The organism is Achromobacter sp. ACM02 (assembly GCF_014851605.1).
Lineage (GTDB): Bacteria > Pseudomonadota > Gammaproteobacteria > Burkholderiales > Burkholderiaceae_B > Achromobacter > Achromobacter aegrifaciens.
Genome location: NZ_JACUZY010000003.1, coordinates 695974 through 721556 on the forward strand (window position 1 = coordinate 695974; position 25583 = coordinate 721556).

Sequence of the window (25583 nt, forward strand, 5' to 3'; positions counted from 1 at the left end):
GCCAGCCGCCTCAGGCCGCGACCCGTTCCGTCCGCCGCGACATCGCCCACCACCCGGTCATGACCGCGGCCAGGCCCACGATGGGCAGCATGGCGGCGTTCAACGTTTCCCAGCCCATGCGCACGAGGGCCGGACCCGCGGCCAGCGTGGCCAGGGCGGTGGTGGCGTAGCGCAGCATTTCGGCGGCTCCTTGTACGCGCGCCCGTTCGGCGGGACGGTAGGACTGCGCCAGCAGCGTGGTGCCGCCGACGAACATGAAGTTCCAGCCCACGCCCAGGCAGAACAATGCCGCGTGGAAGGCCGTGAGCGAAGTCGATTGCATCGCGATCAGCGAGCAGGCCGCGTTCAACGCCATGCCCATGCCAAGCACGCGGGGCAGCCCCAGCCGGTTGATCAGCGCGCCGGCGAAGAAGGCCGGGGCGTACATGCCGATCAGGTGCCACTGCATGATGCTGGCGCCATCGGCGATGCTGTGCTGGCAGGCGACCGCGGCCAGCGGCGCGGCCGTCATGACAAACATCATCGACACCGAACCCACGACATTGTTGGCCAGGGCCGCCACGAAAATCGGCTGCCGCATGACCTCGCCCAAAGGACGGGCCGGCAGGCCTGCGGCCTGCGTGTCGGCGGGCTGGCCGCCTTCGCCTTCCTGGTCGCGGTAGGCGATGAGCAGCAGCGCGCTGGCGGCTCCCAGCAGCGCCACCATCAGATAGGCGCCGGAGAAGATCGCGGCGGGAAAGATGTCCTTGGCCCAGGCCGCCAGCGCCGGCCCCGCGATGGCGGCGATGACGCCGCCCGTCAGGACCACGGATATGGCGCGGCTCTTGGCCTCGGCGGGTACCGCGTCGGCGGCGGCCAGGCGGTAGTACTGCGCAAACGCCTGGAACACGCCGACCAGCGCCGTGCCCAGGCAGAAGAGCCAGAAGTCGCTGGCGAACACCGCGGCCACGGAAATCAGCCCGCCGGCCGCGCCCGCCAGCGATCCCAGCATGAAGCCCGCACGGCGGCCGATGCGCTGCATGAGCAGCGATGCATACCAGGTGACCGCGGCGCCCGCCACGGTGATCAGCGCGAACGGCAGCGTGGCCAGGGCCGGATGCGGCGCCAGCATCTGGCCGGTCAGCGCCGTCAGGGTCAGGTCGATGGAGATCGCCGCGATGTACAGGCCCTGGCAGACGGCGAGGATACGGGCATTGCGCAGGCCGCGCGTGGAGGAGGTCATGGCTGTGGGAGTCCGGAGGATTGACAGGCCCCACTCTAGCGCCGGAAACTATGGCAAGAATGACTATTTTCCCTCATTTCATGCCATGACCCATCGCGTTTGCATCCTGCCCGTACCCAACTTCCAGCTGCTCGACATGGCAGGCCCGCTGTCGGTCTTCCAGATCGCTGCCGAACTGGTGCCGGGCGCCTACGAAGTGGCCGTGGCGTCGGCCGAAGGCGGCCTGGTCCGCTGTTCGGCCGGCGTGCCCGTGCTGACGCGGCCCTGGCGCGGTCTGCGCGCCGACACCGTGCTGGTGCCGGGCGGCCAGGGCGCGCGCGAACCCCAGGCGGCCCCGGCCATGCTGGCCTATCTGCGCGCCGCGCATGCGCGCGGCCGGCGCGTGGCCAGCGTCTGCACCGGCGCGTTCGTGCTGGCGCAGGCCGGCATCCTGCAAGGGCGCCGCGTGACCACCCACTGGCGTCATGCCGCCGAACTGCAGCAGCGCCATCCTGCGCTTGCGGTGGAAGCGGACCGCATCTACGTCGAGGACCGCGCGGTCTGGACCTCGGCGGGCATCACGGCCGGCATCGACCTGGCGCTGGCCATGGTGCAGGCGGACCACGGCGAGGCGGTCGCCCGCGCCACCGCCCGCGAGATGGTGGTCTATCACCGGCGCACGGGAGGGCAGTCGCAGTTCTCTGCATTGCAGGACCTGGCGCCAGCCAGCGGACGCATGCGCGAGGTGCTGGCCCATGTGGGCCAGCACCTGGACGAAGTCCTGGACATCGAGCGCCTGGCCGGCGTGGCCTGCCTGAGTCCGCGCCAGTTCTGCCGCCAGTTCAAGCTGGAAACCGGGCAGACCCCGGCCAAGGCCGTGGAGCGCGTGCGCGCCGAGGCTGCGCGTGAACTGGTCGAGGAAGGCGAGGCCGGCATGGATGCCATCGCGCGCCGGGTGGGCTTCGGCGATACGGAGCGCATGCGCCGCGCCTTCATCCGCATCTACGGGCAGCCGCCGCAAGCGCTGCGGCGCGGCGCGCCGGCATGAAAAAGCCCCTGCGTGGCAGGGGCTTTGCTTGGTGCGGCGGGCGTTACGTCAGTTGAACGGGTTCCACCAGCTCTTGTCGGCCTTCAGGCCCTTGGTCTTGAATTCGCTGTTGGGGAAGTTCTTGTCGTACACGCGCTGCGAGTCGTTCTTCAGTTCGGTCAGGCCGAGCTTGTCGTAGGACTCGACCATCAGATAGAGCGCTTCCTCGGTGGCGGGGGCGCCTTCGAAGTCGGTGATGACGGTCTGCGCACGGTTGGCCGCGGCCACGTAGGCGCCGCGCTCGTAGTAGTAGCGGGCGACGTGCACTTCGTTCATGGCGATGGTGTTGACCAGCCAGGCGACGCGCTTCTCGGCATCCACCGTGTACTTGCTGTCCGGGTAGCGCTTGATCAGCTCGTTGAACGCGTCGTAGGACGCGCGCAGGCCCTTGGGATCGCGCTCGGCGGGATCCTGGCCGGTGATGCTGCTCATGAAGGCGCTGGCCGGGGTGAAGTTGATCAGGCCCTTCAGGTAAAGGGCGTAGTCGGTGCCGGGGTGATTGGGGTAGAGCTGCTGGAAGCGGTCGATGGCGGCCAGGGCCTGCTCGTTTTCGCCGTCCTTCCAGTTGACGTAGGCAAGCTCAAGCAGGGCTTGCTGGGCGTAGACGCCGAAGGGGTAGCGGCTTTCGATCGCGGTCAGGCGTTCGCGCGCTTCTTTCCAGCCGCCCGAGGCCATTTCCGCCTTGGCGTCTGCGTAGAGCTGTTCGGCGCTCCAGTTGGTGGTCTTGTCGTACTTGCTGTTGCTCGAGCCGCAACCGGCGATGACCATCACGGCGAGCAGCGCGATAACCACGCGCAAGACCGGCCCGCTTCGGGAGGCGGGATTCGAGGGAGCTGCGGAGTGGTGAATCACGAGAATCGTATCCTTGGTGTTAGCATGCAAGGCTGATTATATGATTTGTCTCCATGTCTGATACAGCCTCCGGCGCGGATCTCGTTTCCGACGACGAACTCCTGGGTATTTCCGAAGAAAACCCGCAGGGGGAACCGCAATTTGTAACAGTGCCTTCCGGCACGCGCGCCGACCGGTTGGACAAGGTGCTCGCGGGGCTGATGCCCGAGCATTCCCGCAGCCGGCTGCAGGGCTGGATCGAGGCCGGCAACGTCCACGTGAACGGCAAGCCCGGCAAGATCCGCCAGACGGTCGGACCCGACGACGAACTCACCGTCTGGCCCCAGCCCGCGCCCGAAACCCTGGCCTTCGCGCCCGAACCCGTGGAGTTCGCGGTCGTGGCCGAAAGCCCCGACTGGATCGTGGTGAACAAGCCCGCCGGCCTGGTGACGCATCCTGGCGCCGGCAACTGGAGCGGCACGCTGCTCAACGGCCTGCTGTACCGCTATCCCGAACTGGCGCAGGTGGCGCGCGCCGGCATCGTGCACCGCCTGGACAAGGACACCTCCGGCCTGATGGTCGTGGCGCGCAACGAAACCGCCCAGACCCACCTGGTGCGCCAATTGCAGGCGCGCAGCATGGGCCGCGAGTACGTGGCGCTGGTCCACGGCTGGCTGGCCGCGGCCGGCAAGGTCGATCGTCCCATCGGCCGCGATGCGCGCGTGCCGGTCCGCATGAGCGTGGAGCGCCCGGTGGCGCCCAAGCCCGCCATCACCCATTACATGCCCGCCCGCCGCGGCGAGGCTGATCCCGGCGGCCGCGTCACCGAAGTGGTGTGCCGCCTGGAAACCGGCCGCACCCATCAGATCCGCGTGCACATGGCCAGCCTGGGGCATCCGCTGCTGGCCGATACCATCTACGGCGGCAAGAACATTGCGGGCGCGCAGCGGCAGATGCTGCATGCGCGCGCGCTGCATTTCGAAGATCCGGGCGGTCGCGGCGAAGTCGACTTCACCGCGGCCGTGCCTCCCGACATGAGCTTGGTCCAGGAAGAGATTGCATGGAACGCGTAGTGGCAGGCTTGCCGGTGGTGACGGGCCCGCAATGGCCGGGCGTGAACTACTTCTGCACGACCCGGGCAGGGGGCGTGGGCGTCGCGCCGCACGACACCTTGAATCTGGGCCGCCGCGCCGGGGACGATCCGGACACGGTGACTGAGAACCGGCGCCGCGTGCGCGCTGCGCTGCCGGCCGAACCCCTGTGGCTGCGTCAGGTCCATGGCAGCGTAGTGGTGGATGCCGATCAGGCCGACCTGCCGGACGAGCCGGCGGTCGACGCCAGCGTCACGGCGCAGCCCGGCCGCGTGCTGGCCGTGATGGTTGCCGATTGCCTGCCCGTGGTCATCGCCGATGCGCAAGGCACGGTGCTGGGCGCGGCGCATGCCGGCTGGCGCGGCTTGTCGGGCGGCGTGCTGGAGAACACGCTCGCGGCCATGCGCGCCAAGGCGCCGCAGGCCTCGGGCTGGCGCGCCTGGGTCGGCCCCGGCATCGGCCCGCAGGCGTTCGAGGTCGGGCAGGACGTACTGGACGCGTTCACCAAGGACGATCCGGCAACCCTGCGCTACTTCACGCCGCGGCCGGGCATTTCCGGAAAATGGCTGGCCGACCTCGCCGGATTGGCTGATTTCCGCCTGCGCCGCGCCGGAGTACAAGAAGTGTCCTTGAGCGGGATGTGCACGGTGGCCGGGGCGGACCGGTTCTTCTCGTACCGCCGCGACGGCGAAACCGGACGCATGGCTTTGCTGGCCTGGCTAGGCCCGGTTTGATCTGGCGCAAGGCCCGCAGCCGGCCTTGCGTCATACCCTGTCAGGCCTCCTTGTATACCCGCATTGACAGTCCCGGACCCGGAATGCAACATCAATCGCGTAGTTTCGATAACAAGGTGTCGAAGTGAATGCCAATCTCTCCGCAGGGCCCATTCCGGTGAGCGTGGCACCGGAAGTCCTGGCCGACATTCAGGCCGAATTCTCCCGCGAGTGGCAGCGCCTTTGCGATGACGCCCGCCGTGGCGCGCTTGCGCCGCCGCCAGACCGCCGTTTTTCGGGTGATGCCTGGGCCTCCAATCATTCGCACCTGCTGCTGGCGCATACCTATCTGCTGTCGGCCCGCGCCATGTCGCGCATGGTCGACGCGGCCCAGGTCAGCGAGCCCATGCGCGATCGCCTGCGCTTTTCCATCATGCAATGGGTCGACGCGTTGTCGCCGTCGAACTTCCTGGCGTTGAACCCGGATGCCCAGCAATCCATCGTCGAAAGCGCCGGACGCGCGCTCAACGAAGGGCTGGCCAATCTGCTGGGGGACGTCAAGAAAGGCCGCATCACGCAGACCGACGAATCGCAGTTCGAGATCGGCCGCAACGTCGCCGTGACGCCGGGCGAAGTGGTGTTTGAAAACCGGTTGTTCCAGCTCATCCAGTACGCGCCGTCGACCGCCACCGTGCACGAACGGCCGCTGGTCATCGTGCCGCCGAACATCAACAAGTTCTACATCCTGGACCTGCAGCCCGAAAATTCCTTCGTGCGGCACGCGGTGGACCAGGGCTATACGGTATTCCTGATTTCCTGGCGCAATCCGGTGTCCAGCGACACCGATGGCGTGGACCGCGCGACTTGGTCCGATTATCTGGACGACGCGGTGCTGCAGGCGCTGCGCGTGGCCAGCGACATCACCAAACAGCCGCAGGTCAATGCGCTGGGCTTCTGCGTGGGCGGCACGATGCTGGCTTCCGCGCTGGCCCTGGCCGAGGCGCGCGGCGAGCATCCGGTCGCGTCGCTGACCCTGTTGACCTCGCTGCTGGATTTCCACGATACCGGCATCCTCAACGTCTTCGTCGACGAAGCGCACGCGCTGCTGCGCGACCACCAGTTGGGGCAGGGCGGGCTGATGCCCGGGCGCGATCTCGCCACCACGTTCTCGTTCCTGCGGCCCAACGAGCTGGTCTGGAACTATGTGGTCGGCAACTACCTGAAAGGCCAGAAGCCGCCCGCGTTCGACCTGCTGTTCTGGAATGGCGACAGCACCAATCTGCCCGGCCCGTTCTTCTCCTGGTATTTCCGCAATACCTATCTGGAGAACAACCTCAAGGTGCCGGGCCGCGCGCAGGCCGCGGGCCTGCCGCTGGACCTGACGCGCCTGGAAATGCCGGCGTACATCTTCGGGTCACGCGAGGACCATATCGTGCCCTGGGTTTCGGCGTATGCGTCGACCCAGGTGCTGCGCGGACCGCAGCGCTTCGTGCTGGGGGCGTCCGGCCACATCGCCGGCGTGGTGAACCCTCCGGCGAAGAAGCGCCGCAGCTACTGGGCTGCTGACAAGCTTGAACAGTCAGGCCATCATCTGCCTGGCGACCCGAACACCTGGTTCGCGCAAGCGGTCGAGACGCCGGGCAGCTGGTGGCCCGATTGGGCCGGCTGGCTGTCGGGCCATTCCGGCAAGCAGGTCAAGGCGCGTGAAAAATTGGGCAATGCCAAGTACCGGCCGATAGAGCCGGCGCCTGGCAGATATGTGAAAGTCCGGGCAGCCTGAAGCCGCGACCAGCGGTTAGGCCCAGACGAGAAGAAGGTTAATCAACGAGGCGTCCGTCGCACACAGGAGGAAGTCCAATGAGCGGAAAACTGGCTTACGTTACAGGCGGGATGGGCGGTATCGGCACCTCTATTTGCCAGCGCTTGGCCAAGGATGGCTTTCGCGTGGTGGCAGGTTGCGGCCCCAGCCGCAACTACCAGCAGTGGCTGGATGAGCAGGCAGCGCAGGGCTACACGTTCTACGCGTCCGTGGGCAACGTGTCCGATTGGGACTCCACGGTAGAAGCCTTCGAACGGGTCACGAAGGAGCTGGGCCCGGTCGACGTGCTGGTCAACAACGCGGGCATCACTCGCGATGGCCTGTTCCGCAAGATGAGCGCGGACGATTGGCGCGCGGTCATCGACACCAACCTGAACAGCTTGTTCAATGTGACCAAACAGGTGATCGACGGCATGGTCGAACGCCAGTGGGGGCGCATCATCAACATCAGCTCGGTGAACGGGCAGAAAGGCCAGTTCGGCCAGACGAACTATTCGACCGCCAAGGCCGGCATCCATGGCTTCACCATGGCGTTGGCCCAGGAAGTCGCCAGCAAGGGCGTCACCGTCAACACGATTTCGCCCGGCTACATCGGCACCGACATGGTCCGCGCCATCCGTCCCGACGTGCTGGAAAAGATCGTCGCCACCATCCCGGTGCGCCGCCTTGGCACGCCGGAAGAAATCGCGTCCATGACGTCGTGGTTGGCCTCGGACGAGTCCGGCTTTTCGACGGGCGCGGACTTCTCGCTCAATGGCGGCCTGCACATGGGCTGACCCATCGCGGGCCGCCAGCGGGCGGCCCGTCGGCGCCGGAGGGCCTCGGGGAGAGGGCCCTCCGGATTACACTAACCCTATCCGAAGCCTTAGAGATCGCCCGATCCGGGGACAACCATGACGCAAGCACAAACCGGCGCCAGCCTGCGCCTGATTAAAAAGTACCCCAACCGTCGCCTGTACGACACCCGGACCAGCACCTACATCACCCTGGCAGATGTCAAGCAACTGGTCCTGGCAAACGAAGAATTCCAGGTCGTCGATGCCAAGAGCAGCGAAGACCTGACGCGCAGCATCCTGCTGCAGATCATCCTTGAAGAGGAAAGCGGCGGCATGCCCATGTTCTCCTCGAACATGCTGTCGCAGATCATCCGTTTCTATGGCCATGCCATGCAGGGCATCATGGGTTCCTACCTGGAAAAGAACATCCAGGCCTTCATGGAAATCCAGCAACGCATGGCGGAGCAATCCAAGGGCCTGTACGGCAGCCAGTTCGGCCCCGAGGCCTGGGCCCAGTTCATGAACGTGCAGACGCCCATGCTGCAGAACATGATGAACAACTACATCGACCAGAGCAAGAATCTGTTCGTGCAGATGCAGGACCAGATGCAGGATCAGACCCGCGCCATGTTCTCGACCTTCCCGTTCACGCCTGGCGGCACGCAAGGTCCCGGCCGCAAGTAATGGTGGGGCCGTGCCTGGCGCGGCCTCATCGATCAGCACCCCAAAAGCCGGACAGAGATCTGGTTCTTGGGGTGTTTTTTCATCACCGCGTGCAGGTTCTGCTCGCGCGGCAAGCAAGTACAGATACCTCGGAGAGCAAGCATGAGACTGAACAAGGCGTTTTCCCGCCTGGCCTGCGCGGCACTGGCAGGCTTGACGGCCATGTCCGCGTCGCCCTCCGCTTGGGCTTGCACACGCGTGGTCTTCCATGGCGCCAACCAGCAGGTGGTTACCGCACGCTCCATGGACTGGAAGAACGACATCACCAGCAACCTGTGGGTATTGCCGCGCGGCATGGCGCGCAGCGGCGAGGCCGGCCCGAACTCCCTGCGCTGGACTTCGCGCTACGGCAGCGTGGTCACGTCCGGCTATGACGTCTCCACCACCGATGGCGTGAACGAGGCGGGCCTGAGCGCCAATCTGCTGTGGCTGGCCGAATCGCAGTACCCGCAATTCGATGCGAAGAGCAAGCCCGGCCTGACCATCGCGGCGTGGGCGCAATACGTGCTGGACAACTACGCCACCGTCAAGGAGGCCGTGGCGGCGCTGGAGCAGGAACCCTACACCATCGTCTCGGACAACGTGCCGGGCGAGGACCGCCTGACGACGCTGCACCTGTCGATCTCGGACGCCAGCGGCGACAGCGCCATCATCGAATACATCGGCGGACGCCAGGTGATCCACCATAGCCGCGACTACCAGGTGATGACCAACTCGCCTCAGTTCGAGCAGCAGCTTGCGCTCGATGCCTACTGGCAGCAGATCGGCGGCACCACCATGCTGCCGGGCACCAACCGCGCAGCCGACCGTTTCGTGCGCGCATCGTTCTACATCAACGCCATCCCCAAGGATCCCGATCCCAACAAGGCGCTGGCCAGCGTCTTCAGCGTGATACGCAACGTCTCCGTACCCTATGGCATCAGCACGCCCGGACAGCCCAATATCTCGTCCACCCGCTGGCGCACCGTCTTCGACCACCAGCGCAAGCTGTACTTCTTCGAATCGGCCCTGACGCCCAACACGTTCTGGGTGGACCTGAAGGCCCTGGACTTCAGTCCGGAAACCGGCAAGGTGCTGAAGCTGGACCTGGGGCCGGATCAGCGCCACACGTTTGCGGGCGACGCCACGCGCGACTTCCAGCCCGCGGCGCCGTTCAAGTTTCTCGGGCTCTGAAAAAAGGTCAGGGCCTTTTTCGCCGCTTGATCAAACGCAATGATCCGCAGATTTTCCTGATCCGAGGTTCAGGGTTCTGTCAGTTGATTTGGTTACATTAATGAAAACGGTTCTTGTTTGTATTTTAGGAGCCGTCGTCTCATTTGTGTCTCAAGGATTATGCACATGATCAAGAAAGCCTTGGCCCTGGCCATTGTCGCCCTGAGCGTTTCCGCCGCGAACGCGGCCGAATACCCCATCGGCAAACCGGTGGAAAAGGGCGGCATGGAAATCGGCGCGGTGTATCTGCAGCCGATCGAAATGGACCCCCCGGGCATGATGCGCCCGGCCAAGGATTCGGATGTGCACCTTGAGGCCGACATTCACGCCACCGCCGGCAACAAGACGGGCTTCCCCGAAGGCGAGTGGGTGCCTTACCTGGTCGTGAAGTACGAAATCCAGAAGGTCGGCAGCCAGAACGTGCAGAAGGGCACCTTCATGCCGATGGTCGCCAACGACGGTCCGCACTACGGCGAGAACGTCAAGCTGGAAGGTCCGGGCAAGTACAAGCTGAAGTACTCCATCCTGCCGCCGACCGCGGACAAGATGAGTCACTTCGGCCGTCACGTCGACAAGGAAACCGGCGTGGGGCCGTGGTTCGAGCCCTTCGACCTCGAATATGAATTCGTCTACGCCGGCACCGGCAAGAAGGGCGGTTACTGATCGTGCGCAGCCTGCTTCGCGTTGCCGCCGCATTGCTGATCGGCCTGGCCGGCCTGGCCGGCGGGGCGCCCGCGCAGGCTGACGAACTACCCACGTTCACGCTGACCTTCAAGCCGAACGGTACGTTCGAGCCCGCCACGCTGGAAGTGCCGGCGGGCCGCTTCAAGATCGAGCTCATCAACGAGAGCAACGAGCCGGTGGAATTCGAAAGCATTCCGCTGCGCAAGGAAAAAGTCCTGGGGCCGGGTGTGAAGTCTTTCGTGGTGATCACCATTTCCCGCCCCGGCGAGTATCCATTTTTTGATGACTTTCACCAGAGCGTGAAAGGCACCTTGGTCGTCAAACCCAAGGAATAAGCGGTAGCAATATATGGAACAGGTCCTCTTTATCGTCTGGCGTGAAAGCGTCGAAGCCATGCTGGTGGTGGGCATACTCTACACCTGGCTGCGCTCCACGCCGGAGGGCAAGCGCGGCCTGAACTACCTGTGGGGTGGCGTCGCGGCAGGCCTGGCGCTGGCCGTGGCCCTGGCGCTGGTGCTGCTGGGCGTCTCCTCCTGGCTCAGCGACGAAGGCCAGGAATGGTTCCAGGCCATCATGTCGCTGGCCGCGTGCGCGCTGGTGGTGCAGATGGTCGTGTGGATGAAGAAGCACGGCCGCACGCTCAAGGGCGAACTCGAAGGCGGGGCCCGCGCTTCCGTCGCCAGCGACAACTGGTGGGGCCTGTTCGTGCTGGTGGCCATTGCCGTGGCGCGCGAAGGCAGCGAAACCGTGGTGTTCCTGTACGGCACCGTGTCGGCGGGCGAGGGCGGCAGCGACATGCTGATGCTGGCGCTGGCTGGCGTGGCCGGTTTTGTGGTGGCGTTGCTGACGTTCTGGCTGTTGCAATTGGGCGGCAAGCTCATCACCTGGCGCCGCTTCTTCCGCGTGACCGAAATCCTGTTGCTGCTGTTGGCCGGCTCGCTGCTGGTGGGCGGCCTGGATCACCTGATTTCGCTGGACGTGCTGCCGACCATCGTGGATCCGGTCTGGGACAGCTCGTGGCTCTTGAGCGACAGCACCGGCGTGGGCAAGGTCCTGGCCGACTTCGCCGGCTACCGCGCGCTGCCTGCGTTGATCTCGGTGCTGTTGTGGGTGGCTTACTGGATCATTGTGTGGGCGCTGCTGCGCTGGGTGGGGAGCAAGCCTGCAGGCGCTGCCACCGCCGCCCGCAGCGCCACCTGAACCCGACTGTTGCCGGACTGAATATTTGAAGGTTTGACCATGGCAGCTGCACTCGGGAGGGCGACCTCCCGTATCGCCGACTTTCTCCGTGACCATGCCCCGCTGTTGCGCAAGCTGCAGTGGGGCATTGTTGCGATATACGCGTTCCTTTTGATCGTGCCCGCGATCCTGCCCTTGCCGGACAACGCGGCCTCGGTCTTCAACAATCTGACCATCGTCGCTCAGTTCGCGTTCTGGGGCGTGTGGTGGCCGTTCGTGCTGATTTCCATGCCCATCCTGGGCCGGGCCTGGTGCGGCTGGCTCTGTCCCGAGGGCATGCTGACCGAATGGGCCAGCGAGCGCGGCCAGGGCCATGCGATTCCGAAATGGATGCGTTGGGGCGGCTGGCCTTTCGTCGCGTTCGCGTTGACGACCGTCTACGGTCAACTGGTCAGCGTCTATCAATATCCGCTGGCGGTGCTGGCGGTGTTGGGCGGGTCCACGGTGGCGGCCATGATCGTCGGCTGGCGCTACGGCCGCAGCAAGCGCGTGTGGTGCAAGTACCTGTGCCCGGTCAACGGCGTCTTCAACCTGTTGGCCAAGCTGGCTCCCTGGCACTTCAAGGTCGACGAAGAGAAGTGGCGTCATCCTGTCATCCGCATCGAGCCCATCAACTGTGCGCCGCTGGTACCGCTGCGCCACATGAAGGGCGCGGGCGACTGCCATGTCTGCGGACGCTGCAGCGGCTATCGCGGTGCGATCGAGCTGACGCCGCGTTCGCCCGAAGAAGAAATCGTGCATGTCACCCATGGCGATCCATGGCAGACGGCGCTGCTGTGCTTCGGCCTGATGGGCATCGCGATCGGCGCCTTCCTCTGGAGCGCCAGCCCCTGGTACGTGACCGCCAAGCAGTGGGCCGCGACCTGGCTGGTCGAACACGACATCATGTGGCCGCTGCTGGACAACGCGCCCTGGTTCATCCTGACGCATTACCCGGAAGTGAACGACAGCTTCTCGTGGCTGGACGGCGCCGGCATCCTGATGTTCGTCGTCGGCGCCACGATCTGTGTCGGCGGCGCTTCCTTCCTGTCGTTGTGGATCGCCGACCGCCTGGCGCCCGCCGCGCCGGTGGAAGGCGAACCCGCGACGCGCTGGGGCCGTCCTGGCCTGCACAAACTGGCGCAGGCCCTGATTCCTTCCGCCGGCATCGGCGTGTTCCTGGGCCTGTCGGCCACCACCGTAAATCTGCTCAAGCACGAAGGGATGCAGGCCGCCTGGGCCGCGCCGGTGCGGTTCACGCTGCTAAGCCTGGCGGTGCTGTGGACGCTGCGCCTGTATGCGCGCCTGCTCAAGCCGCGCGCGGCAAGCGGTTGGCGCAAGGGGCTGGCCTGGCTGGTGCTGGCAGCCGGCCTGGCGCCGTTCTGCCTGGCATGGGTGTTGTTCTTCGCGGTCTGGTAGTCCGGGCCCGAGGCTTGCGATAAAGTAGGGAACGCGCCGGCTCAAGCCGGCGCAATGTTTTCAACTATCGCTACCGCCATGGCCACCTACGCTTTCCGCCTGCTCAACGTTTTCGCTTCCTCCACCTTCAGCGGCAACCAGCTCTGCGTGTTCGAAGACGCGCGCGGCATGGACGACGCCACGATGCTGAATCTGGCGGCGCAATTCAATCTGTCCGAAACGACCTTCATCCTGCCCTCCGACAAGGCGGCAGCGCGCGTGCGCATCTTCACGCCGGGCTTCGAGATGAAGTTCGCGGGCCATCCCACCATAGGCACCTCGCAGGTCGTGCGTGACTTGCGGCAGACGGGCGATGCATTGACCCTGGAGTTCGCTGCCGGCGTGGTGCCGGTGACGGCGCGCGGCGATGCCTGGACCTTTACCGCGCCGTGCCCGGATGGCGTGCGCACCGCCGCGCCCGCGCTGGAGCGAGGCGAAATCGCCAGCCTGCTGGGTCTGGATGCGAGCGATCTGCTGGACGATCCGATCTGGCTGGACACCGGCGCCGATCAACTGCTGGTGCCGCTGGCCAGCGTGGACGCGGTACGCCGCGTTGCGCCCGATGCCTCGCGGCTGGACCGTTGGCAGGCCAACAGCCTGGGCCGCAAGGTCATGTATGCCTACGCTTTCGACGACAGCCGCCAGCAGGATGGGCGCCAGGTGGTGGTGGCGCGCTATTTCTACGCCAAGGCGGGCGGCGGCGTGAACGAAGACGCCGGCACGGGTTCGGCCTGCGCCAATCTGGGCGGCTGGCTTTTGCATCAAAAGCGACCCTTGCCCGCCAGCATCCTGGTGGAGCAGGGCGACCAGATGGGCAGGCCCTGCCGGTTGTTGCTGGACGTCCAGGCCGATGGCCGGATCCAGGTGGGCGGACGCGCCCTGGAGATAGGCCGGGGCGTAGTGGACGTCTGATCAGGACCGCCGCGCGGGACGCGGCGCAAAAGCAAGGCGGCGCCTGTGTCGGACACAGGCGCCGCCTTGTTTTCAAGACCGGGCCGAAGCGGCCCGGTCGGGCTTACTTCTTGTTCTTGGCCGGGTCGACCTTGATGTTGTTCATCACCTGCTTGACGCCTTCGACGCCGCGCGCCACGGTGGCGGCATGATCGGCTTCGGCTGCGGTGCCGACGGTACCCGTCAGCTTGGTGACGCCCGCATTGGTCTCCACGGCGATGTCCAGCGCGCTCAGCTGCTTGTCGGCCACGATGGCAGCCTTGACCTTGGTGGTCACGGTGGCGTCGGACGCGTACTCACCCACGGACTGTTTCGGCTTGCCGTCATCGGCGGCAAAAGCCATGGAAGTGAAGACGGCGCCCGTGCCCAGTGCAGCGGCGGCGATCAGCTTGCGGAATTCCATAGTCATGCTCCTTGTTAGTGGTTCAGCGCGTCGGGACGCGAGGATTGTGTGGTGTCTTGGGTCCGAGTTCTATTTTTTGCGGAAAGCGCCGCCGAGGATGGACAGCAGCGCCAGTACCAGGAAGACGAAGAACAGGATCTTGGCGATGCCGGCAGCGCCGGCGGCGATGCCGCCGAAGCCCAGGACAGCCGCGATGATGGCGATGACGAAGAAAACTACGGCGTAGTGCAACATGTCAGCTTCTCCTGGTGGTTTATCGGATCAAGGATTGCGGTCGAAGAAGTCGCGGACTTCTTTTTCAGCTTGTTCCTTGGTCTTGCCATAACGCTCCTGGATCAGGCCCGCCAGACGTTCGGCGTTGCCTTCGGTGCGGGTCAGCTCGTCGTCGGTGAGCTCACCCCAGGCGGCCTTGGCCTTGCCCGTCAGTTGCTTCCATTTGCCAGCGATGATGTCGTTGTTCATGGTGACCTCTCCTGTTGCTAGCGGCATCCGGTTTGCGGCCTGTAAACCGGGTTGTCGCGGTTGAGTGGGACACTGATCAGCTAGGGCCTGCCGGTTCAAGAAGTTGCCGTGCAGGCCATGTACTTACCGTACGAGCCTGCGGCATGGCCGTCAAACCTGGCTGTGGGCAAATGTAACGGCCTGGCGGCGGCAAAATGGCCTGGTTTCCGGCGGGAGGAGATTGCAGGCGCACTAGGTGCCGCAGTTACATTCCGGCAATGTCTTGTCCCCTTTTGAGGGAGGCTGGTAACTGGATCTGCAAGTCTGGATGCGGGCATGCGCGCTTGGCTTGCCGACGCGCGCGCCGGTATAGTGTCCGCGGAACCCGCAAGCAGGTTCGGCCACAGAATATGGAAAGAGGAACTCGCATGACGCAACGACTTTGCCGCGCTATCTTGCTGACGCTGGCCGCGATGGCCGCGCTCGGATGCACGCACGTGACGGACCGTTATCAGGCCGCTGCGCCTGTGGTGTCGTCCAGCAGCTGATCGGCGCGCGCCGAAGCAAACGGGGCGCCCTTGGGCGCCCCGTTTGCACTTCAGGAACCGCGTACGGCTCAGGCTTGCGCGATGCGGCGCGCGATGTGATCCAGCGCCTCTTCGACCTGGTCGACCAGGATCAGGCACAGGTCGCCTGCGCCCAGGCGCGCCAGCGCCGTGTCGATGGCGAGAAACTCGCCGTGGATCTCTTCGACGTGCTTGCTGCGCGTGGCGTTGGCCAGGCCTTGTTGCAGCAGGGCCAACACTTCGCCGTCGGCGCGGCCGCGCTGGCATTGGTCCTGGTAAAGCAGCACGTCGTCGAAGGCTTCGCCGAGGATCTCGGTCTGCATCCGGATGTCTTCGTCGCGCCGGTCGCCCGCGCCGCTGATGACCACGGAACGGCGCTTGGCCGGCATGGCGTCCACCGCGCGCACCAGGGCCAGGATGGCATCGGGATTGTGGCCGTAGTCGGCGATCACCGTGGCGCCGCGGTAGTCGAACACGTTGAAGCGTCCGGGCGCTGTCTGGGCGTCGTTGACGAAGCTGGCCAGGCCGCGGCGGATGATGTCCGTGTCCAGACCCAGCGCCCAGGCCGCGGCGATTGACGCCATGGCGTTTTCCACCTGGAAGGTGATCGTGCCGTTGCGCGTGAGCGGAATGGCGGCCAGCGGGTAACGGGTTTCTTCGCCGCCCTGCGCGGTGACGATGGAGTCGCCGTCGCGGTACACGCAGCGCAGGCCTTGCGCGCGATGCGTGGCCAGCACGGGATGATTGCGGTCTTCGGCGAAGTAGGTGATGGAACCCGGGCAGCTCGCCGCCATTTCAGCCACGATGGGATCGGCCGCGTTCAGCACCGCGGTGCCGCTGGGGTGCACGTGCTGCACGATCACGCGCTTGACCACGGCCAGGTCCTCGACCGTGCTGATGTAGCCCAGGCCCAGGTGGTCGCCCATGCCGATGTTGGTGACGATGGCCACATTGCAGCGGTCGAAGGCCAGGCCTTCGCGCAGGATGCCGCCGCGCGCGGTTTCGAACACGGCCGCGTCGACGTCCGGGTGCATGAGCACGCTGCGGGCGCTGCGCGGGCCGCTGCAATCGCCGGTGTCGATGCGCAGGTTGTCGACGTAGACGCCGTCGGAATTCGTCATGCCGACGCGGTTGCCGGCGACGCCCAGGATGTGGGCGGTCAGGCGCACGGTGGTGGTCTTGCCGTTGGTGCCGGCCACGGCCACGACCGGGATGCGGCCGTCGTCGCCGTCCGCGTACATGTTGGCGATGATGGCCTCGCCCACGGCGCGGCCCTTGCCGAAGGACGGATTCAAGTGCATGCGCAGGCCGGGGGCGGCGTTCACTTCCACCACGCCGCCGTTCTGGTCTTCAAGCGGGTAGAGCACGCTTTCGGCGACCACGTCCACACCGCAGATGTCCAGCCCGATCATGCGGGCCGCCGACACCGCGCGCGCGGCCATTTCCGGATGCACTTCGTCGGTCACGTCGGTGGCCGAGCCGCCGGTGCTCAGGTTGGCGTTGTTGCGCAGGAAGATCAGGGTGCCGGACGGCGGCACGGAGTCGGCCTCGAAACCCTGCTTCTTGAGAGTCGCCAGGGCAATGTCGTCGAAGCGGATCTTGGTCAGCGAGGTCGCGTGGCCGTCGCCGCGCAGCGGGTCGGCGTTGACCTGGTCCACCAGTTGGCGGATGGTCTGTACCCCATCGCCCGTGACCTGCGGCGGGTCGCGGCGCGAGGCCGCGACCAGTGCGCCGCCGACCACCAGCAGGCGGAAGTCGTGGCCGGGGATGTAGCGCTCGACGATGACCTCGGAGCTGATTTCCTCGGCCACTTCAAAGGCCTGGATCACGCGCTCGCGGGATTCGATGTTGACGGCGACGCCGCGGCCCTGGCTGCCGTCGCGCGGCTTGACCACGACCGGGCCGCCCAGTTCCTCGGCGGCGGCCCAGGCTTCCTCGGCGGTGGTCACCGAACGGCCCATGGGCACCGGCACGCCGGCGGCGTCCAGCAGCATCTTGGTCAGGTCCTTGTCCTGCGCGATTGACTCGGAGATGGCGCTGGTCAGGTCGGTTTCGGCGGCCTGGATGCGGCGCTGCTTGCTGCCCCAGCCGAACTGCACCATGCTGCCCTGGGTCAGGCGGCGGTAGGGGATGTTGCGGGCGGTGGCGGCATTGACGATGGAGCCGGTGCTGGGCCCCAGGCGCACGTCTTCGTCCAGTTCGCGCAGGCGCTTCAAGGCGTCGGCGAGATCGAAGGGGGTGTCGTCCAGCGCGGCGCGCACCAGCACTTGCGCCAGTTCCATCGCCAGCTTGCCGACTTCTTCCTCGCTGTACTCGACCACCACCTGGAACACGCCAGGCTCGATGGTGGAGGCGGTGCGGCCGAACGTGACGGGGCAGCCGGCATGAGCCTGCATCGTCAGGGCCACGATCTGCAGCACGTGCGCGATGGAGACCGCGCCCTGATGGCCTTCCGGACGCAGCAGCCCGGTCTGCGGCAGGCGCGCGCGCAGGCGCGCTTCGAAATCAGGCAGGTTGTCGATGGAGCATTCGGCGTCGGCGCAGGAAACGATGGCCTCGATCGCGGTGTTCTTGCTCCACAGATTGGGGCCGCGCAGTGCTCGGATACGGGAAACTTCCATGGCAGGTATTCCTGTCTAGCTCACGCGCGCCCGCGCTAGTGCGAGGGCGCGCGCAGATATTGTCAGTATTGCTGAATCCAGCGGCGGACCAGGTCGATGGTGGGACCGGAGAAGGCTTCGTCGGACTGCAGCAGGACGAAGTCGCCTGCGGCGATGGCGTCGAGCTGGCTCTGGATGGCCTTGCCGTGGTCGGGTTCGTCCTGGATGTCCTTGACGCGGGAGCCTTGCGCCAGGCCCTGGCGCAACAGCGCGCGCGCCTCGCCTTCGGGACGCTTGCTGCGCACGGTCAGGTCGTCGTAGAGCACCACGCGGTCGAAGGCGTCGCCCAGCAGCTTGCCCTGTTCGATCAGGTCCGCGTCGCGGCGGTCGGCGCCGGCCGAGTAGACGGCGGCGCGCGTGGTCGACGGGAACTGGTCGATGGCGGCGATCAGGGGGCGCAACGCCGAGGCGTTGTGCACGTCGTCGACCACCACGGTGCTGCCGTTGCGTTCGAACAGCGTGAACTGCCAGGGAGCGTCGGCCTGGTCGATGTCGAAGGTCTCGATGCCGGCGCGGATCAGCTCCACGGGTATGTCCAGCGCCCAGGCCGCGCCCACTGCGGCCAGCACGTTCTCGACCTGGAAGGCCACGCGGCCGCCATGGGTCAGCGGGATCGAGGCCACCGTGGCCAGGCGCTCCTCGCGGGTGCCATGCGCCAGCACGATGCCGCCGTCGCGCACGAACACGGCGCGGCCGTCTTGTTGCAGGTGAGCGACGATGGCGGGCAGGGCGGGATCGATGCCGAAGAAGATCACGGCGCCGTCGGATAGCTCGGCCATTTCCACCACGCGCGGATCGCGCGCGTTCAGCACGGTGGAGCCGCCGGGCAGCACCACGTCCACCTGCGTGCGGAACACGTTGAACATGCGCTCCGTTTCATTGATGTCGAAGTCGCCCAGGTGGTCGGCGTCGTCGATGTTGGTGACCACGCCAACCTGGCAGCGGTCGTAGGCCAGGCCTTGGCCCAGGATCACGCCGCTGTCGTTCTCGATGACGGCGGCATCCACGTTGCGGTTCATCAGCAGGCGCGTACCGGAAGCGAAATCGGCGCGGTCGCCCTTTTGCACCAGGCGGCGGTCCAGGTACAGGCCTTCACTGCAGGCCAGGCCGGTGCGCTTGCCGGACAGGCTCAGCAGGCGGGCCACCAGGCGCGCCACCACGGTTTTGCCGTTGGTGCCGGTAACGCCGACGATGGGGATGCGGCCCGCATCGCCTTCAGGGAACAGGTGGTCGACGATGGCGCGGCCGACCGGACGGGGCGTGCCGTCGGCAGGCTTCAGATGCATCAGCAGGCCGGGGCCGGCGTTGACTTCGACGATGGCGCCGCGCTGTTCTTCCAGCGGGCGCGAGATGTCCTCGGCCACCAGGTCCACACCGGCGATGTCCAGGCCGACGATGCGCGCGGCCAGGGTCACGGTGGCGGCGATGCTGGGATGCACACGGTCGGTGACGTCGAAGGCGACGTTGCCGCTGCGTTGCACCAGCACGCGCTGGCCTTCGGGCGGAACGCTGTCTTCCGACAGGCCCTGGCGGGCGATTTCCAGCCGCGCGGCGGAATCGAGGCGCACCGGGTTCAGCGGGTGGTTCTCGGTGCGGCCGCGGCGCGGGTCGGTATTGATCTGGCTGTCGATGAGTTCGGTGATGGTGGACTTGCCGTCGCCCGTCACCCAGGCCGGTTCGCCGGCGGCGGCGGCCACCATGCGGTCCCCCACGACCAGCAGGCGGTGTTCGTTGCCCAGCACGAAGCGTTCGACGATGACGCCGCTGCCTTCGTCCACGGCCACGCGGTAGGCCGACACCACTTCCTCGCGCGTCGTCAGATTGGTGAACACGCCGCGGCCGTGGTTGCCGTCATAGGGCTTCACGACCACCGGCAGGCCGATGTCCTCGGCAGCTTCCCAGGCGTCGTCCTCGCTGCGTACGAGGCGGCCTTCGGGCACGGGCACGCCGCAGGTCGACAGCAGTTCCTTGGTCAGGTCCTTGTCGCGCGAAATGCCTTCGGCGATGGCGCTGGTGCGGTCGGTCTCGGCAGTCCAGATGCGGCGCTGGGCCGAGCCGTAGCCGAACTGCACGAGGTTGCCCTCGAACAGGCGGATGTAGGGAATGTCGCGGTCGTCGGCGGCATCCACGATGCAGGCGGTGCTGGGGCCGAGACAGTGCTTGTCGATCAGGCTGCGCAGCTTGGCGATGGCGGCGGGCACGTCGAAGGGGCGGTCTTCGATGCCGGCCATGACCAGGTCGCGGGCTTCGTTCAGGGCGGTGCGGGTGACCTGTTCCTGCCAGGCGCGCACGACGACCTTGTAGACGCCGCGGGTGGAGGTTTCCCGGGCCTTGCCGAAACCGCCGCGCAAGCCGGCCAGGTTCTGCAGTTCCAGGGTGACATGTTCAAGTATGTGGCCGGGCCAGGTGCCTTCTTTCAGGCGCGACAGGAAACCGCCCCGGACTCCCGGACTGCAGCGGTGCTCGATCAGCGTCGGCAGCCATTCCGTCAGGCGTTCGTAAAAGCCGGGAATGGTGTTGGAGGGATAATCCTCCAGTTCACCGATATCCACCCACGCTTCGAGTACCGGACGGTACGTCCAAATGTTCGGGCCGCGCAAAGCCACGACATCGAGAAATTCAATGTCTTTCTTTTTCATGTTTTAATTTACGAGAGAAGCAGGTTGGCACGCGCGGACGCCCCTATGCAAGACCGCGAATTTATTGGGGTTGCGCCTTTAGAATAATGCCAACGAGTGGGGGATCCCAGATATTCCTAATTAGAAAAATCGGCTGCTACTATACGACGCCTTCAAGGCGTGAAATCGTTATGTTGTAAGGAAGGGACACGTTTGCCGCCAGTCCTGGTTGCGAACCGGTTGCCGCCTAGTAGGGCAGAGTCCTGGCCCGGCATGCGTACCAATGAAAAAACCAAACCTGCTTTCCGGCCTTGCCGAAGCCTTTCCTGCCCGCTGGCGCGATGAAATCAGCGCCGAACTGGCGGACGGCGAAACCTTGTTGGCCTGGGTTGAAATAGACCTGGATCAGCGCCTGAAGTTCCGTCCGGGGCTTATCGCCGCCACCGACCGCCGGCTGTTGGCGCGCCATCCCGACGAACCGCGCTGGGAATCCTGGGCATATGGCCCCCAATTAAAACTGAGCCTCACCGACCACGCTGGCGCCGCGCTGCTGGAATTGCACGACGACGGCTCCCGCCTGGGCGCGTGGCGCTTCACGCTGGCGCGCAATCCGGCCGCGTTGCGGCTGCTGGCGCAGTTCGAAACGCAGCAGGCCATCCGTTTGTCCGGCCATCAGGGCGAGGATCTGGCGGAGCGCACCTGCACCGTCTGTAATAACGTCATCCCGGCGGGCGAGGAAGAATGCCCGACCTGCAACCAGGAACAGGCAGCGCCATCCACCACTTGGGCGCTGCTGCGCCTGTGGCGTTTCGCCCGCCCTTACCGCGGGCCGCTGCTGGCGGGTTTCGTGCTGACCCTGCTGGGCACCGCCGCCACCCTGGTGCCGCCGTACCTGACCATGCCGCTGATGGACGACGTGCTGATTCCGTTCCAGAACGGCGCGCCCATCGATTACGACAAGGTCCGCCTCTATCTGGGCGGGCTGCTGGCCTCGGCTTTCCTGGCCTGGGGGCTGGGCTGGGCCCGGACCTATATCCTGGCCTGGGTCAGCGAGCGCATCGGCGCGGACCTGCGCACCACCACCTATGAGCACCTGCAGCAGTTGTCGCTGGAGTATTTCGGCGGCAAGCGCACCGGGGATCTGATTTCCCGCATCGGCAGCGAAACCGACCGCATCTGCGTGTTCCTGTCGCTGCACTTGCTGGACTTCGCCAACGACATCCTGATGATCTGCATGACCGCGGTCATCCTGGTGTCCATCAACCCGTGGCTGGCGCTGGTCACGCTGGTGCCGCTGCCGTTCATCATCTGGATGATCCACGCGGTGCGCGACCGCCTGCGCCATGGCTTCGAAAAGGTCGATCGCATCTGGTCAGAGATCACGAACGTCCTGGCCGACACCATTCCGGGCATCCGCGTGGTCAAGGCTTTCGCGCAGGAAAAGCGCGAAGTCGCGCGCTTTCGTGAAGCCAACAACCGCAACCTGGAAGTCAACGACCGCGTGAACACCACCTGGTCGCTGTTCTCGCCCACCGTCACGCTGCTGACCGAAGTGGGCCTGCTGGTGGTGTGGATCTTCGGCATCTGGCAGGTGTCGCAGAAGCAGATCACCGTTGGCGTGCTGGCCGCCTTCCTGGCCTATATCGGGCGCTTCTACATGCGTCTGGATTCGATGAGCCGCATCGTCTCGGTCACGCAGAAAGCGGCGGCTGGCGCCAAGCGCATCTTCGACATCCTGGACCATGTCTCCAGCGTGCCGGAACCGCAGAATCCCGCCAAGCTGCCGCACATCAACGGCCGCATCGAGTTGCGCGACGTGGGCTTCCGCTACGGCAACCGCCAGGTCATCCGCGGCTTGAACCTGAACATCGCGCCGGGCGAGATGATCGGCCTGGTGGGCCACAGCGGCTCGGGCAAGAGCACGCTGATCAACCTGATCTGCCGCTTCTACGACGTATCCGAAGGGGCGGTGCTGGTGGACGGCGCCGATATCCGTTCGGTGCGCGTGGCGGACTACCGCCGCAACATCGGGTTGGTGCTGCAGGAGCCGTTCCTGTTCTTCGGCACCATCGCCGAGAACATTGCCTACGGCAAGCCGGACGCCACCCGTGACGAAATCGTGGCTGCGGCGCGCGCCGCGCATGCGCATGAATTCATCCTGCGGCTGCCGCACGGCTACGACTCGCTGGTCGGCGAACGTGGCCAGGCCTTGTCCGGCGGCGAACGCCAGCGCATCTCGATCGCGCGCGCGCTGCTGATCGATCCGCGCATCCTGATTCTGGACGAAGCCACCTCGTCGGTGGACACCACCACCGAAAAGGAAATCCAGAAGGCGCTGGACAACCTGGTGCGTGGCCGCACCACGATCGCCATCGCCCACCGTCTGAGCACGCTGCGCAAGGCGGACCGCCTGGTGGTGCTGGACCGCGGCCAGATCGTGGAGCAGGGCCCGCACGAAGAACTGATGGCCCGCGAGGGCGCCTACTACCGCCTGTACCAGGCGCAGGCGCGCCAGGCCGAGGCCGACGCGCAGGCGTCGGGCAGCGAAGACATGGCCGCCGTGGCCTGACGCGGAACCGGAATTATCGTCATGACCTTGCCGTCTTTTCAGCTGCGCCGCAATGCCTTCGGGCGCCTGGAGTTCCAGTCCGCCGATGGCCAGAACCACGAGGGCGTGCTGCCCGTGCGCGCCTTTCCCATCAGCGAACCGGGCCGCGGCCTGTCGCTCGTGACAGTGGACGGGCGCGAACTGCTCTGGATCGAGCACCTGTCCGATGTGCTGGCTCCGCAGCGCGAGTTGATCGAGGAAGAACTGGCAAGCCGGGAATTCATGCCCGAGATCCGCAAGCTGGCCAGCGTCTCCACTTTCGCCACCCCCAGCACCTGGCAGGTCGATACCGACCGCGGCCCCACCTCGTTCACGCTGCGCGGCGAAGAGGACATCCGCCGCCTGAGTCCGCAGACCCTGTTGATCGCCGACAGCCACGGCATCTTCTATCTGGTGCGCGACATCCAGTCGCTGGACAAGCACAGCCGCAAGCTGCTGGACCGCTTCCTCTAACCCTCAGCCTTCCCGCGGCCGCTTGAACGGGGAGTGCGTTTCCAGCTCTCCGAGATAGTCCGTCACCGCGGCGGTTTCCTCGTCCAGGAAGTTCTGGATCGCGTCCGCGAAACCGGGGTGCGCGACCCAGTGCGCCGACCAGGTGGGCGTGGGCAACAGCCCGCGCGCCATCTTGTGTTCGCCTTGCGCGCCGCCCTCGAAGCGCGCGATGCCGTGGGCAATGCAATAGGCGATGGACTGCATGTAGCAGGTCTCGAAGTGCAGCCCCGGCACGTATTCGGTCGCGCCCCAGTAGCGCCCATACAGCGCGTCGCCGCCCGCCAGGTTGAGCGCGGCCGCCACCGGCTGGCCGTCGCGCTCTGCCAGGATCAGCACGAAGGCACCGGCCTGTTCGCGATACGCGCGGCGGAAGAATTCGTGGCTCAGGTAGGGTGGATTGCCATGGCTGAAGTAGGTGCGGCAATAGCATTCGTAGAAGAAGTCCAGCTCGACCGCGCCGATCTCGGCCCCGCGCAGCCAGCGGTACGACAGCCCGGCGGCCGCGACCTTCTTGCGGTCCTGGCGGATCTTCTTGCGCTTGTCGTGGCTCATCGTGGCCAGAAAGGCGTCGAAGTCCGCGTAGCCCGGATTGGTCCAGTGGAACTGCACGCTTTCGCGGATCATGAAGCCGGCCTCGCGCAGCGCGCGCATGTCGGCCTCGGCGGGGAACAGCAGGTGCAGCGAAGACACCTTGGTCTCTTCGGCGAAGGCGACCAGCCCGCGCACCAGCGTGGCGCGATCCTCATCGTTGCCGGCCAGCAACCTGGGGCCGGTGACCGGCGTGAAGGGAATGGCCGACAGCAGCTTGGGGTAGTAGCGCAGCCCGTGGCGCTGGAAGGCGTCGGCCCAGGCGTAGTCGAATACGTACTCGCCGCGCGAATGGGATTTCAGGTAGAGCGGCGCAGCAGCCGCCAGCGCATCGTCGCGCCACAGCGCCAGGTAATGCGGCGCCCATCCGGTCTGGGGCGCGGCGCAGCCGGTCTCGTGCAGCGCGCGCAGGAATGCATGGCGCAGAAAGGGCTGGTCGCCCGCCAGCGCGTCCCATTGCTGGGCGTCGATGCGGGACAGGTCGGTCTCTATGGTCAGGCGCAGGGAATCCATGGGTGAATGATAAAGTCTCCGTGTATGCGCGAGGCCTGCGGCCACGGCGCTTTCAAGGGATTTCGGGCGGGCGCGAGGCCGCCCGGCACAGAGAAGCATATGGATAGCAACACGACGCCCGACGCGGCCGGGCATCGCCAGGATTGCCTGCGTGGGCAGGCGCTGGCGGCCCTGGCCGCCACGGCCTGGCAGGACAAGCTGGCGGCAGTGCGCGCCATGTCGGATGAGACGGTGCTGGACTGCGAGCAGGCCTACACGCCCACGGCGGAACTGCCGGGCCGCCCGGCGCGGCCTGAGCTGGTGGTCCCCGCCCAGGTCAAGCAGCGTTCCATGGCCACCGAGGAAGGGCGCGCGGCGCTGCTGCACGCGCTGGCGCACATCGAATTCAATGCCATCAACCTGGCTCTGGATATCATGTGGCGCTTTGCTGGCATGCCGGCAGCCTTCTACCGCGACTGGCTGCGCGTGGCGCGCGAAGAGGCCTATCACTTCGATCTGCTCAGGCAGCGTCTGGCCGCCATGGGCTACGCCTATGGCGACTTCCCCGCCCACAACGGGCTGTGGGACATGGCGCAGCGCACGCAAGACGATCTGCTGGCCCGCCTGGCGCTGGTGCCGCGCACGCTGGAGGCGCGCGGCCTGGATGCTTCCCCCGCGATCCGTGCCAAGCTGGCGGGAGCGGGCGATGCGGAAAGCGCTGCCATCGTCGACATCATCCTGGCCGACGAGATCGGCCACGTGGCCATCGGTAATTATTGGTACAAGCAGCTGTGCGCGCAGGCGGGCAAGGATCCCGTGTCCTGTTATGCCGAACTGGCGCAGCGCTATGACGCGCCCCGGCTGCGCGGTCCCTTCAACCTGGAGGCGCGCCGCGCCGCCGGCTTCGACGACGCCGAGCTTGCCGCGCTGCAGGCCGGCTGACTGGACGAC

General features: G+C 66.1%; 23 protein-coding genes. 15 read left to right on the forward strand and 8 right to left on the reverse strand.

The window, feature by feature from the left end; translation table 11 throughout:
* Positions 1-10 precede the first annotated feature (10 nt).
* Positions 11-1222, reverse strand: coding sequence for an MFS transporter (locus IB258_RS12055; protein WP_119450931.1), 1212 nt, complete (start codon positions 1220-1222; stop codon positions 11-13).
* Positions 1223-1307: 85 nt separating this feature from the next.
* Here IB258_RS12055 and IB258_RS12060 point away from each other — a divergent pair, with 85 nt between their 5' ends.
* Positions 1308-2249: a GlxA family transcriptional regulator gene (locus tag IB258_RS12060; RefSeq protein WP_054450795.1), complete on the forward strand. Its 942-nt coding sequence runs from the start codon at positions 1308-1310 to the stop codon at positions 2247-2249.
* A gap of 48 nt (positions 2250-2297) precedes the next feature.
* On the opposite strand, the gene IB258_RS12065 is transcribed toward IB258_RS12060, so the two are convergent.
* The gene (locus tag IB258_RS12065) at positions 2298-3056 is read right to left on the reverse strand and encodes an outer membrane protein assembly factor BamD (protein ID WP_233564578.1); all 759 of its coding nucleotides are present in this window, start codon (positions 3054-3056) and stop codon (positions 2298-2300) included.
* Positions 3057-3193: 137 nt separating this feature from the next.
* Here IB258_RS12065 and IB258_RS12070 point away from each other — a divergent pair, with 137 nt between their 5' ends.
* The 11 genes from IB258_RS12070 to IB258_RS12120 all read left to right on the forward strand — a co-directional run bounded on the left by IB258_RS12070 (position 3194) and on the right by IB258_RS12120 (position 13725).
* Complete coding sequence (locus IB258_RS12070) at positions 3194-4192, forward strand: RluA family pseudouridine synthase (protein ID WP_054450799.1); 999 nt, start codon at positions 3194-3196, stop codon at positions 4190-4192.
* A complete protein-coding gene (pgeF, locus tag IB258_RS12075; RefSeq protein ID WP_054450801.1) occupies positions 4180-4944 on the forward strand; it encodes a peptidoglycan editing factor PgeF in 765 nt (254 codons plus the stop codon). The genes IB258_RS12070 and pgeF overlap by 13 nt, the downstream gene beginning before the upstream one ends.
* A 124-nt stretch (positions 4945-5068) precedes the next feature.
* Entirely contained in the window at positions 5069-6703 is a 1635-nt protein-coding gene (gene phaC, locus IB258_RS12080) for a class I poly(R)-hydroxyalkanoic acid synthase (RefSeq protein ID WP_054450803.1), read from the forward strand.
* A 77-nt stretch (positions 6704-6780) separates the two neighbouring features.
* Positions 6781-7518 carry an acetoacetyl-CoA reductase gene (phbB, locus tag IB258_RS12085; RefSeq protein ID WP_054450805.1) on the forward strand — a complete coding sequence of 246 codons (738 nt, stop codon included), beginning with the start codon at positions 6781-6783 and terminating at the stop codon, positions 7516-7518.
* 117 nt (positions 7519-7635) lie between these two features.
* Positions 7636-8202: a polyhydroxyalkanoate synthesis repressor PhaR gene (gene phaR, locus IB258_RS12090; protein WP_042792481.1), complete on the forward strand. Its 567-nt coding sequence runs from the start codon at positions 7636-7638 to the stop codon at positions 8200-8202.
* A gap of 201 nt (positions 8203-8403) precedes the next feature.
* On the forward strand, positions 8404-9414 hold the full coding sequence (locus tag IB258_RS12095; RefSeq protein WP_370539826.1) for a linear amide C-N hydrolase: 1011 nt from the start codon (positions 8404-8406) through the stop codon (positions 9412-9414).
* 165 nt (positions 9415-9579) lie between these two features.
* Positions 9580-10116, forward strand: coding sequence for an iron transporter (locus tag IB258_RS12100; protein ID WP_013392347.1), 537 nt, complete (start codon positions 9580-9582; stop codon positions 10114-10116).
* A 2-nt stretch (positions 10117-10118) separates the two neighbouring features.
* The gene (locus IB258_RS12105) at positions 10119-10472 is read left to right on the forward strand and encodes a cupredoxin domain-containing protein (protein ID WP_054450809.1); all 354 of its coding nucleotides are present in this window, start codon (positions 10119-10121) and stop codon (positions 10470-10472) included.
* A gap of 13 nt (positions 10473-10485) precedes the next feature.
* Positions 10486-11337, forward strand: a complete 852-nt coding sequence (locus IB258_RS12110) for an FTR1 family protein (protein WP_054450811.1) — start codon at positions 10486-10488, stop codon at positions 11335-11337.
* Positions 11338-11376: 39 nt separating this feature from the next.
* Positions 11377-12774 carry a 4Fe-4S binding protein gene (locus IB258_RS12115; protein ID WP_175164111.1) on the forward strand — a complete coding sequence of 466 codons (1398 nt, stop codon included), beginning with the start codon at positions 11377-11379 and terminating at the stop codon, positions 12772-12774.
* Positions 12775-12852: 78 nt separating this feature from the next.
* Entirely contained in the window at positions 12853-13725 is an 873-nt protein-coding gene (locus IB258_RS12120; RefSeq protein WP_119450927.1) for a PhzF family phenazine biosynthesis protein, read from the forward strand.
* Positions 13726-13828: 103 nt separating this feature from the next.
* Here the strand turns inward: IB258_RS12120 and IB258_RS12125 are convergent, their stop codons facing one another.
* From IB258_RS12125 to cphA (IB258_RS12145), 5 genes are all read right to left on the reverse strand, one after another.
* Positions 13829-14167 (reverse strand): BON domain-containing protein, encoded by a 339-nt coding sequence (locus tag IB258_RS12125; protein WP_013392352.1) that lies wholly within the window; start codon positions 14165-14167, stop codon positions 13829-13831.
* A gap of 69 nt (positions 14168-14236) precedes the next feature.
* Complete coding sequence (locus IB258_RS12130) at positions 14237-14401, reverse strand: DUF1328 domain-containing protein (RefSeq protein WP_006389411.1); 165 nt, start codon at positions 14399-14401, stop codon at positions 14237-14239.
* A gap of 27 nt (positions 14402-14428) precedes the next feature.
* Positions 14429-14629, reverse strand: a complete 201-nt coding sequence (locus IB258_RS12135; RefSeq protein WP_006389412.1) for a CsbD family protein — start codon at positions 14627-14629, stop codon at positions 14429-14431.
* A gap of 595 nt (positions 14630-15224) precedes the next feature.
* Positions 15225-17795 (reverse strand): cyanophycin synthetase, encoded by a 2571-nt coding sequence (gene cphA, locus IB258_RS12140; protein WP_175164107.1) that lies wholly within the window; start codon positions 17793-17795, stop codon positions 15225-15227.
* Between the two features lie 62 nt (positions 17796-17857).
* A complete protein-coding gene (gene cphA / locus IB258_RS12145; protein ID WP_054450818.1) occupies positions 17858-20473 on the reverse strand; it encodes a cyanophycin synthetase in 2616 nt (871 codons plus the stop codon).
* Between the two features lie 262 nt (positions 20474-20735).
* Here cphA (IB258_RS12145) and IB258_RS12150 point away from each other — a divergent pair, with 262 nt between their 5' ends.
* Together IB258_RS12150 and IB258_RS12155 are read left to right on the forward strand one after the other, a co-directional pair.
* Complete coding sequence (locus IB258_RS12150; protein WP_192352621.1) at positions 20736-23021, forward strand: ABC transporter ATP-binding protein; 2286 nt, start codon at positions 20736-20738, stop codon at positions 23019-23021.
* A 21-nt stretch (positions 23022-23042) separates the two neighbouring features.
* Positions 23043-23513 (forward strand): DUF1854 domain-containing protein, encoded by a 471-nt coding sequence (locus IB258_RS12155; protein ID WP_192352622.1) that lies wholly within the window; start codon positions 23043-23045, stop codon positions 23511-23513.
* A gap of 3 nt (positions 23514-23516) precedes the next feature.
* Here IB258_RS12155 and IB258_RS12160 read toward each other — a convergent pair whose 3' ends face one another.
* Complete coding sequence (locus tag IB258_RS12160) at positions 23517-24653, reverse strand: GNAT family N-acetyltransferase (protein WP_192352623.1); 1137 nt, start codon at positions 24651-24653, stop codon at positions 23517-23519.
* Between the two features lie 99 nt (positions 24654-24752).
* Here IB258_RS12160 and IB258_RS12165 point away from each other — a divergent pair, with 99 nt between their 5' ends.
* A complete protein-coding gene (locus IB258_RS12165; RefSeq protein WP_192352624.1) occupies positions 24753-25574 on the forward strand; it encodes a ferritin-like domain-containing protein in 822 nt (273 codons plus the stop codon).
* Positions 25575-25583 lie beyond the last annotated feature (9 nt).

Coding starts and splice junctions, on each gene's coding strand:
- IB258_RS12055 (WP_119450931.1), bottom strand. CDS start 1,222: ATGACCTCCTCCACGCGCGGCCTGCGCAATGCCCGTATCCTCGCCGTC.
- IB258_RS12060 (WP_054450795.1), top strand. CDS start 1,308: ATGACCCATCGCGTTTGCATCCTGCCCGTACCCAACTTCCAGCTGCTC.
- IB258_RS12065 (WP_233564578.1), bottom strand. CDS start 3,056: ATGGTCATCGCCGGTTGCGGCTCGAGCAACAGCAAGTACGACAAGACC.
- IB258_RS12070 (WP_054450799.1), top strand. CDS start 3,194: ATGTCTGATACAGCCTCCGGCGCGGATCTCGTTTCCGACGACGAACTC.
- pgeF (WP_054450801.1), top strand. CDS start 4,180: ATGGAACGCGTAGTGGCAGGCTTGCCGGTGGTGACGGGCCCGCAATGG.
- phbB (WP_054450805.1), top strand. CDS start 6,781: ATGAGCGGAAAACTGGCTTACGTTACAGGCGGGATGGGCGGTATCGGC.
- phaR (WP_042792481.1), top strand. CDS start 7,636: ATGACGCAAGCACAAACCGGCGCCAGCCTGCGCCTGATTAAAAAGTAC.
- IB258_RS12095 (WP_370539826.1), top strand. CDS start 8,404: ATGTCCGCGTCGCCCTCCGCTTGGGCTTGCACACGCGTGGTCTTCCAT.
- IB258_RS12100 (WP_013392347.1), top strand. CDS start 9,580: ATGATCAAGAAAGCCTTGGCCCTGGCCATTGTCGCCCTGAGCGTTTCC.
- IB258_RS12110 (WP_054450811.1), top strand. CDS start 10,486: ATGGAACAGGTCCTCTTTATCGTCTGGCGTGAAAGCGTCGAAGCCATG.
- IB258_RS12115 (WP_175164111.1), top strand. CDS start 11,377: ATGGCAGCTGCACTCGGGAGGGCGACCTCCCGTATCGCCGACTTTCTC.
- IB258_RS12120 (WP_119450927.1), top strand. CDS start 12,853: ATGGCCACCTACGCTTTCCGCCTGCTCAACGTTTTCGCTTCCTCCACC.
- IB258_RS12125 (WP_013392352.1), bottom strand. CDS start 14,167: ATGGAATTCCGCAAGCTGATCGCCGCCGCTGCACTGGGCACGGGCGCC.
- IB258_RS12130 (WP_006389411.1), bottom strand. CDS start 14,401: ATGTTGCACTACGCCGTAGTTTTCTTCGTCATCGCCATCATCGCGGCT.
- IB258_RS12135 (WP_006389412.1), bottom strand. CDS start 14,629: ATGAACAACGACATCATCGCTGGCAAATGGAAGCAACTGACGGGCAAG.
- cphA (WP_175164107.1), bottom strand. CDS start 17,795: ATGGAAGTTTCCCGTATCCGAGCACTGCGCGGCCCCAATCTGTGGAGC.
- cphA (WP_054450818.1), bottom strand. CDS start 20,473: ATGAAAAAGAAAGACATTGAATTTCTCGATGTCGTGGCTTTGCGCGGC.
- IB258_RS12150 (WP_192352621.1), top strand. CDS start 20,736: ATGAAAAAACCAAACCTGCTTTCCGGCCTTGCCGAAGCCTTTCCTGCC.
- IB258_RS12155 (WP_192352622.1), top strand. CDS start 23,043: ATGACCTTGCCGTCTTTTCAGCTGCGCCGCAATGCCTTCGGGCGCCTG.
- IB258_RS12160 (WP_192352623.1), bottom strand. CDS start 24,653: ATGGATTCCCTGCGCCTGACCATAGAGACCGACCTGTCCCGCATCGAC.
- IB258_RS12165 (WP_192352624.1), top strand. CDS start 24,753: ATGGATAGCAACACGACGCCCGACGCGGCCGGGCATCGCCAGGATTGC.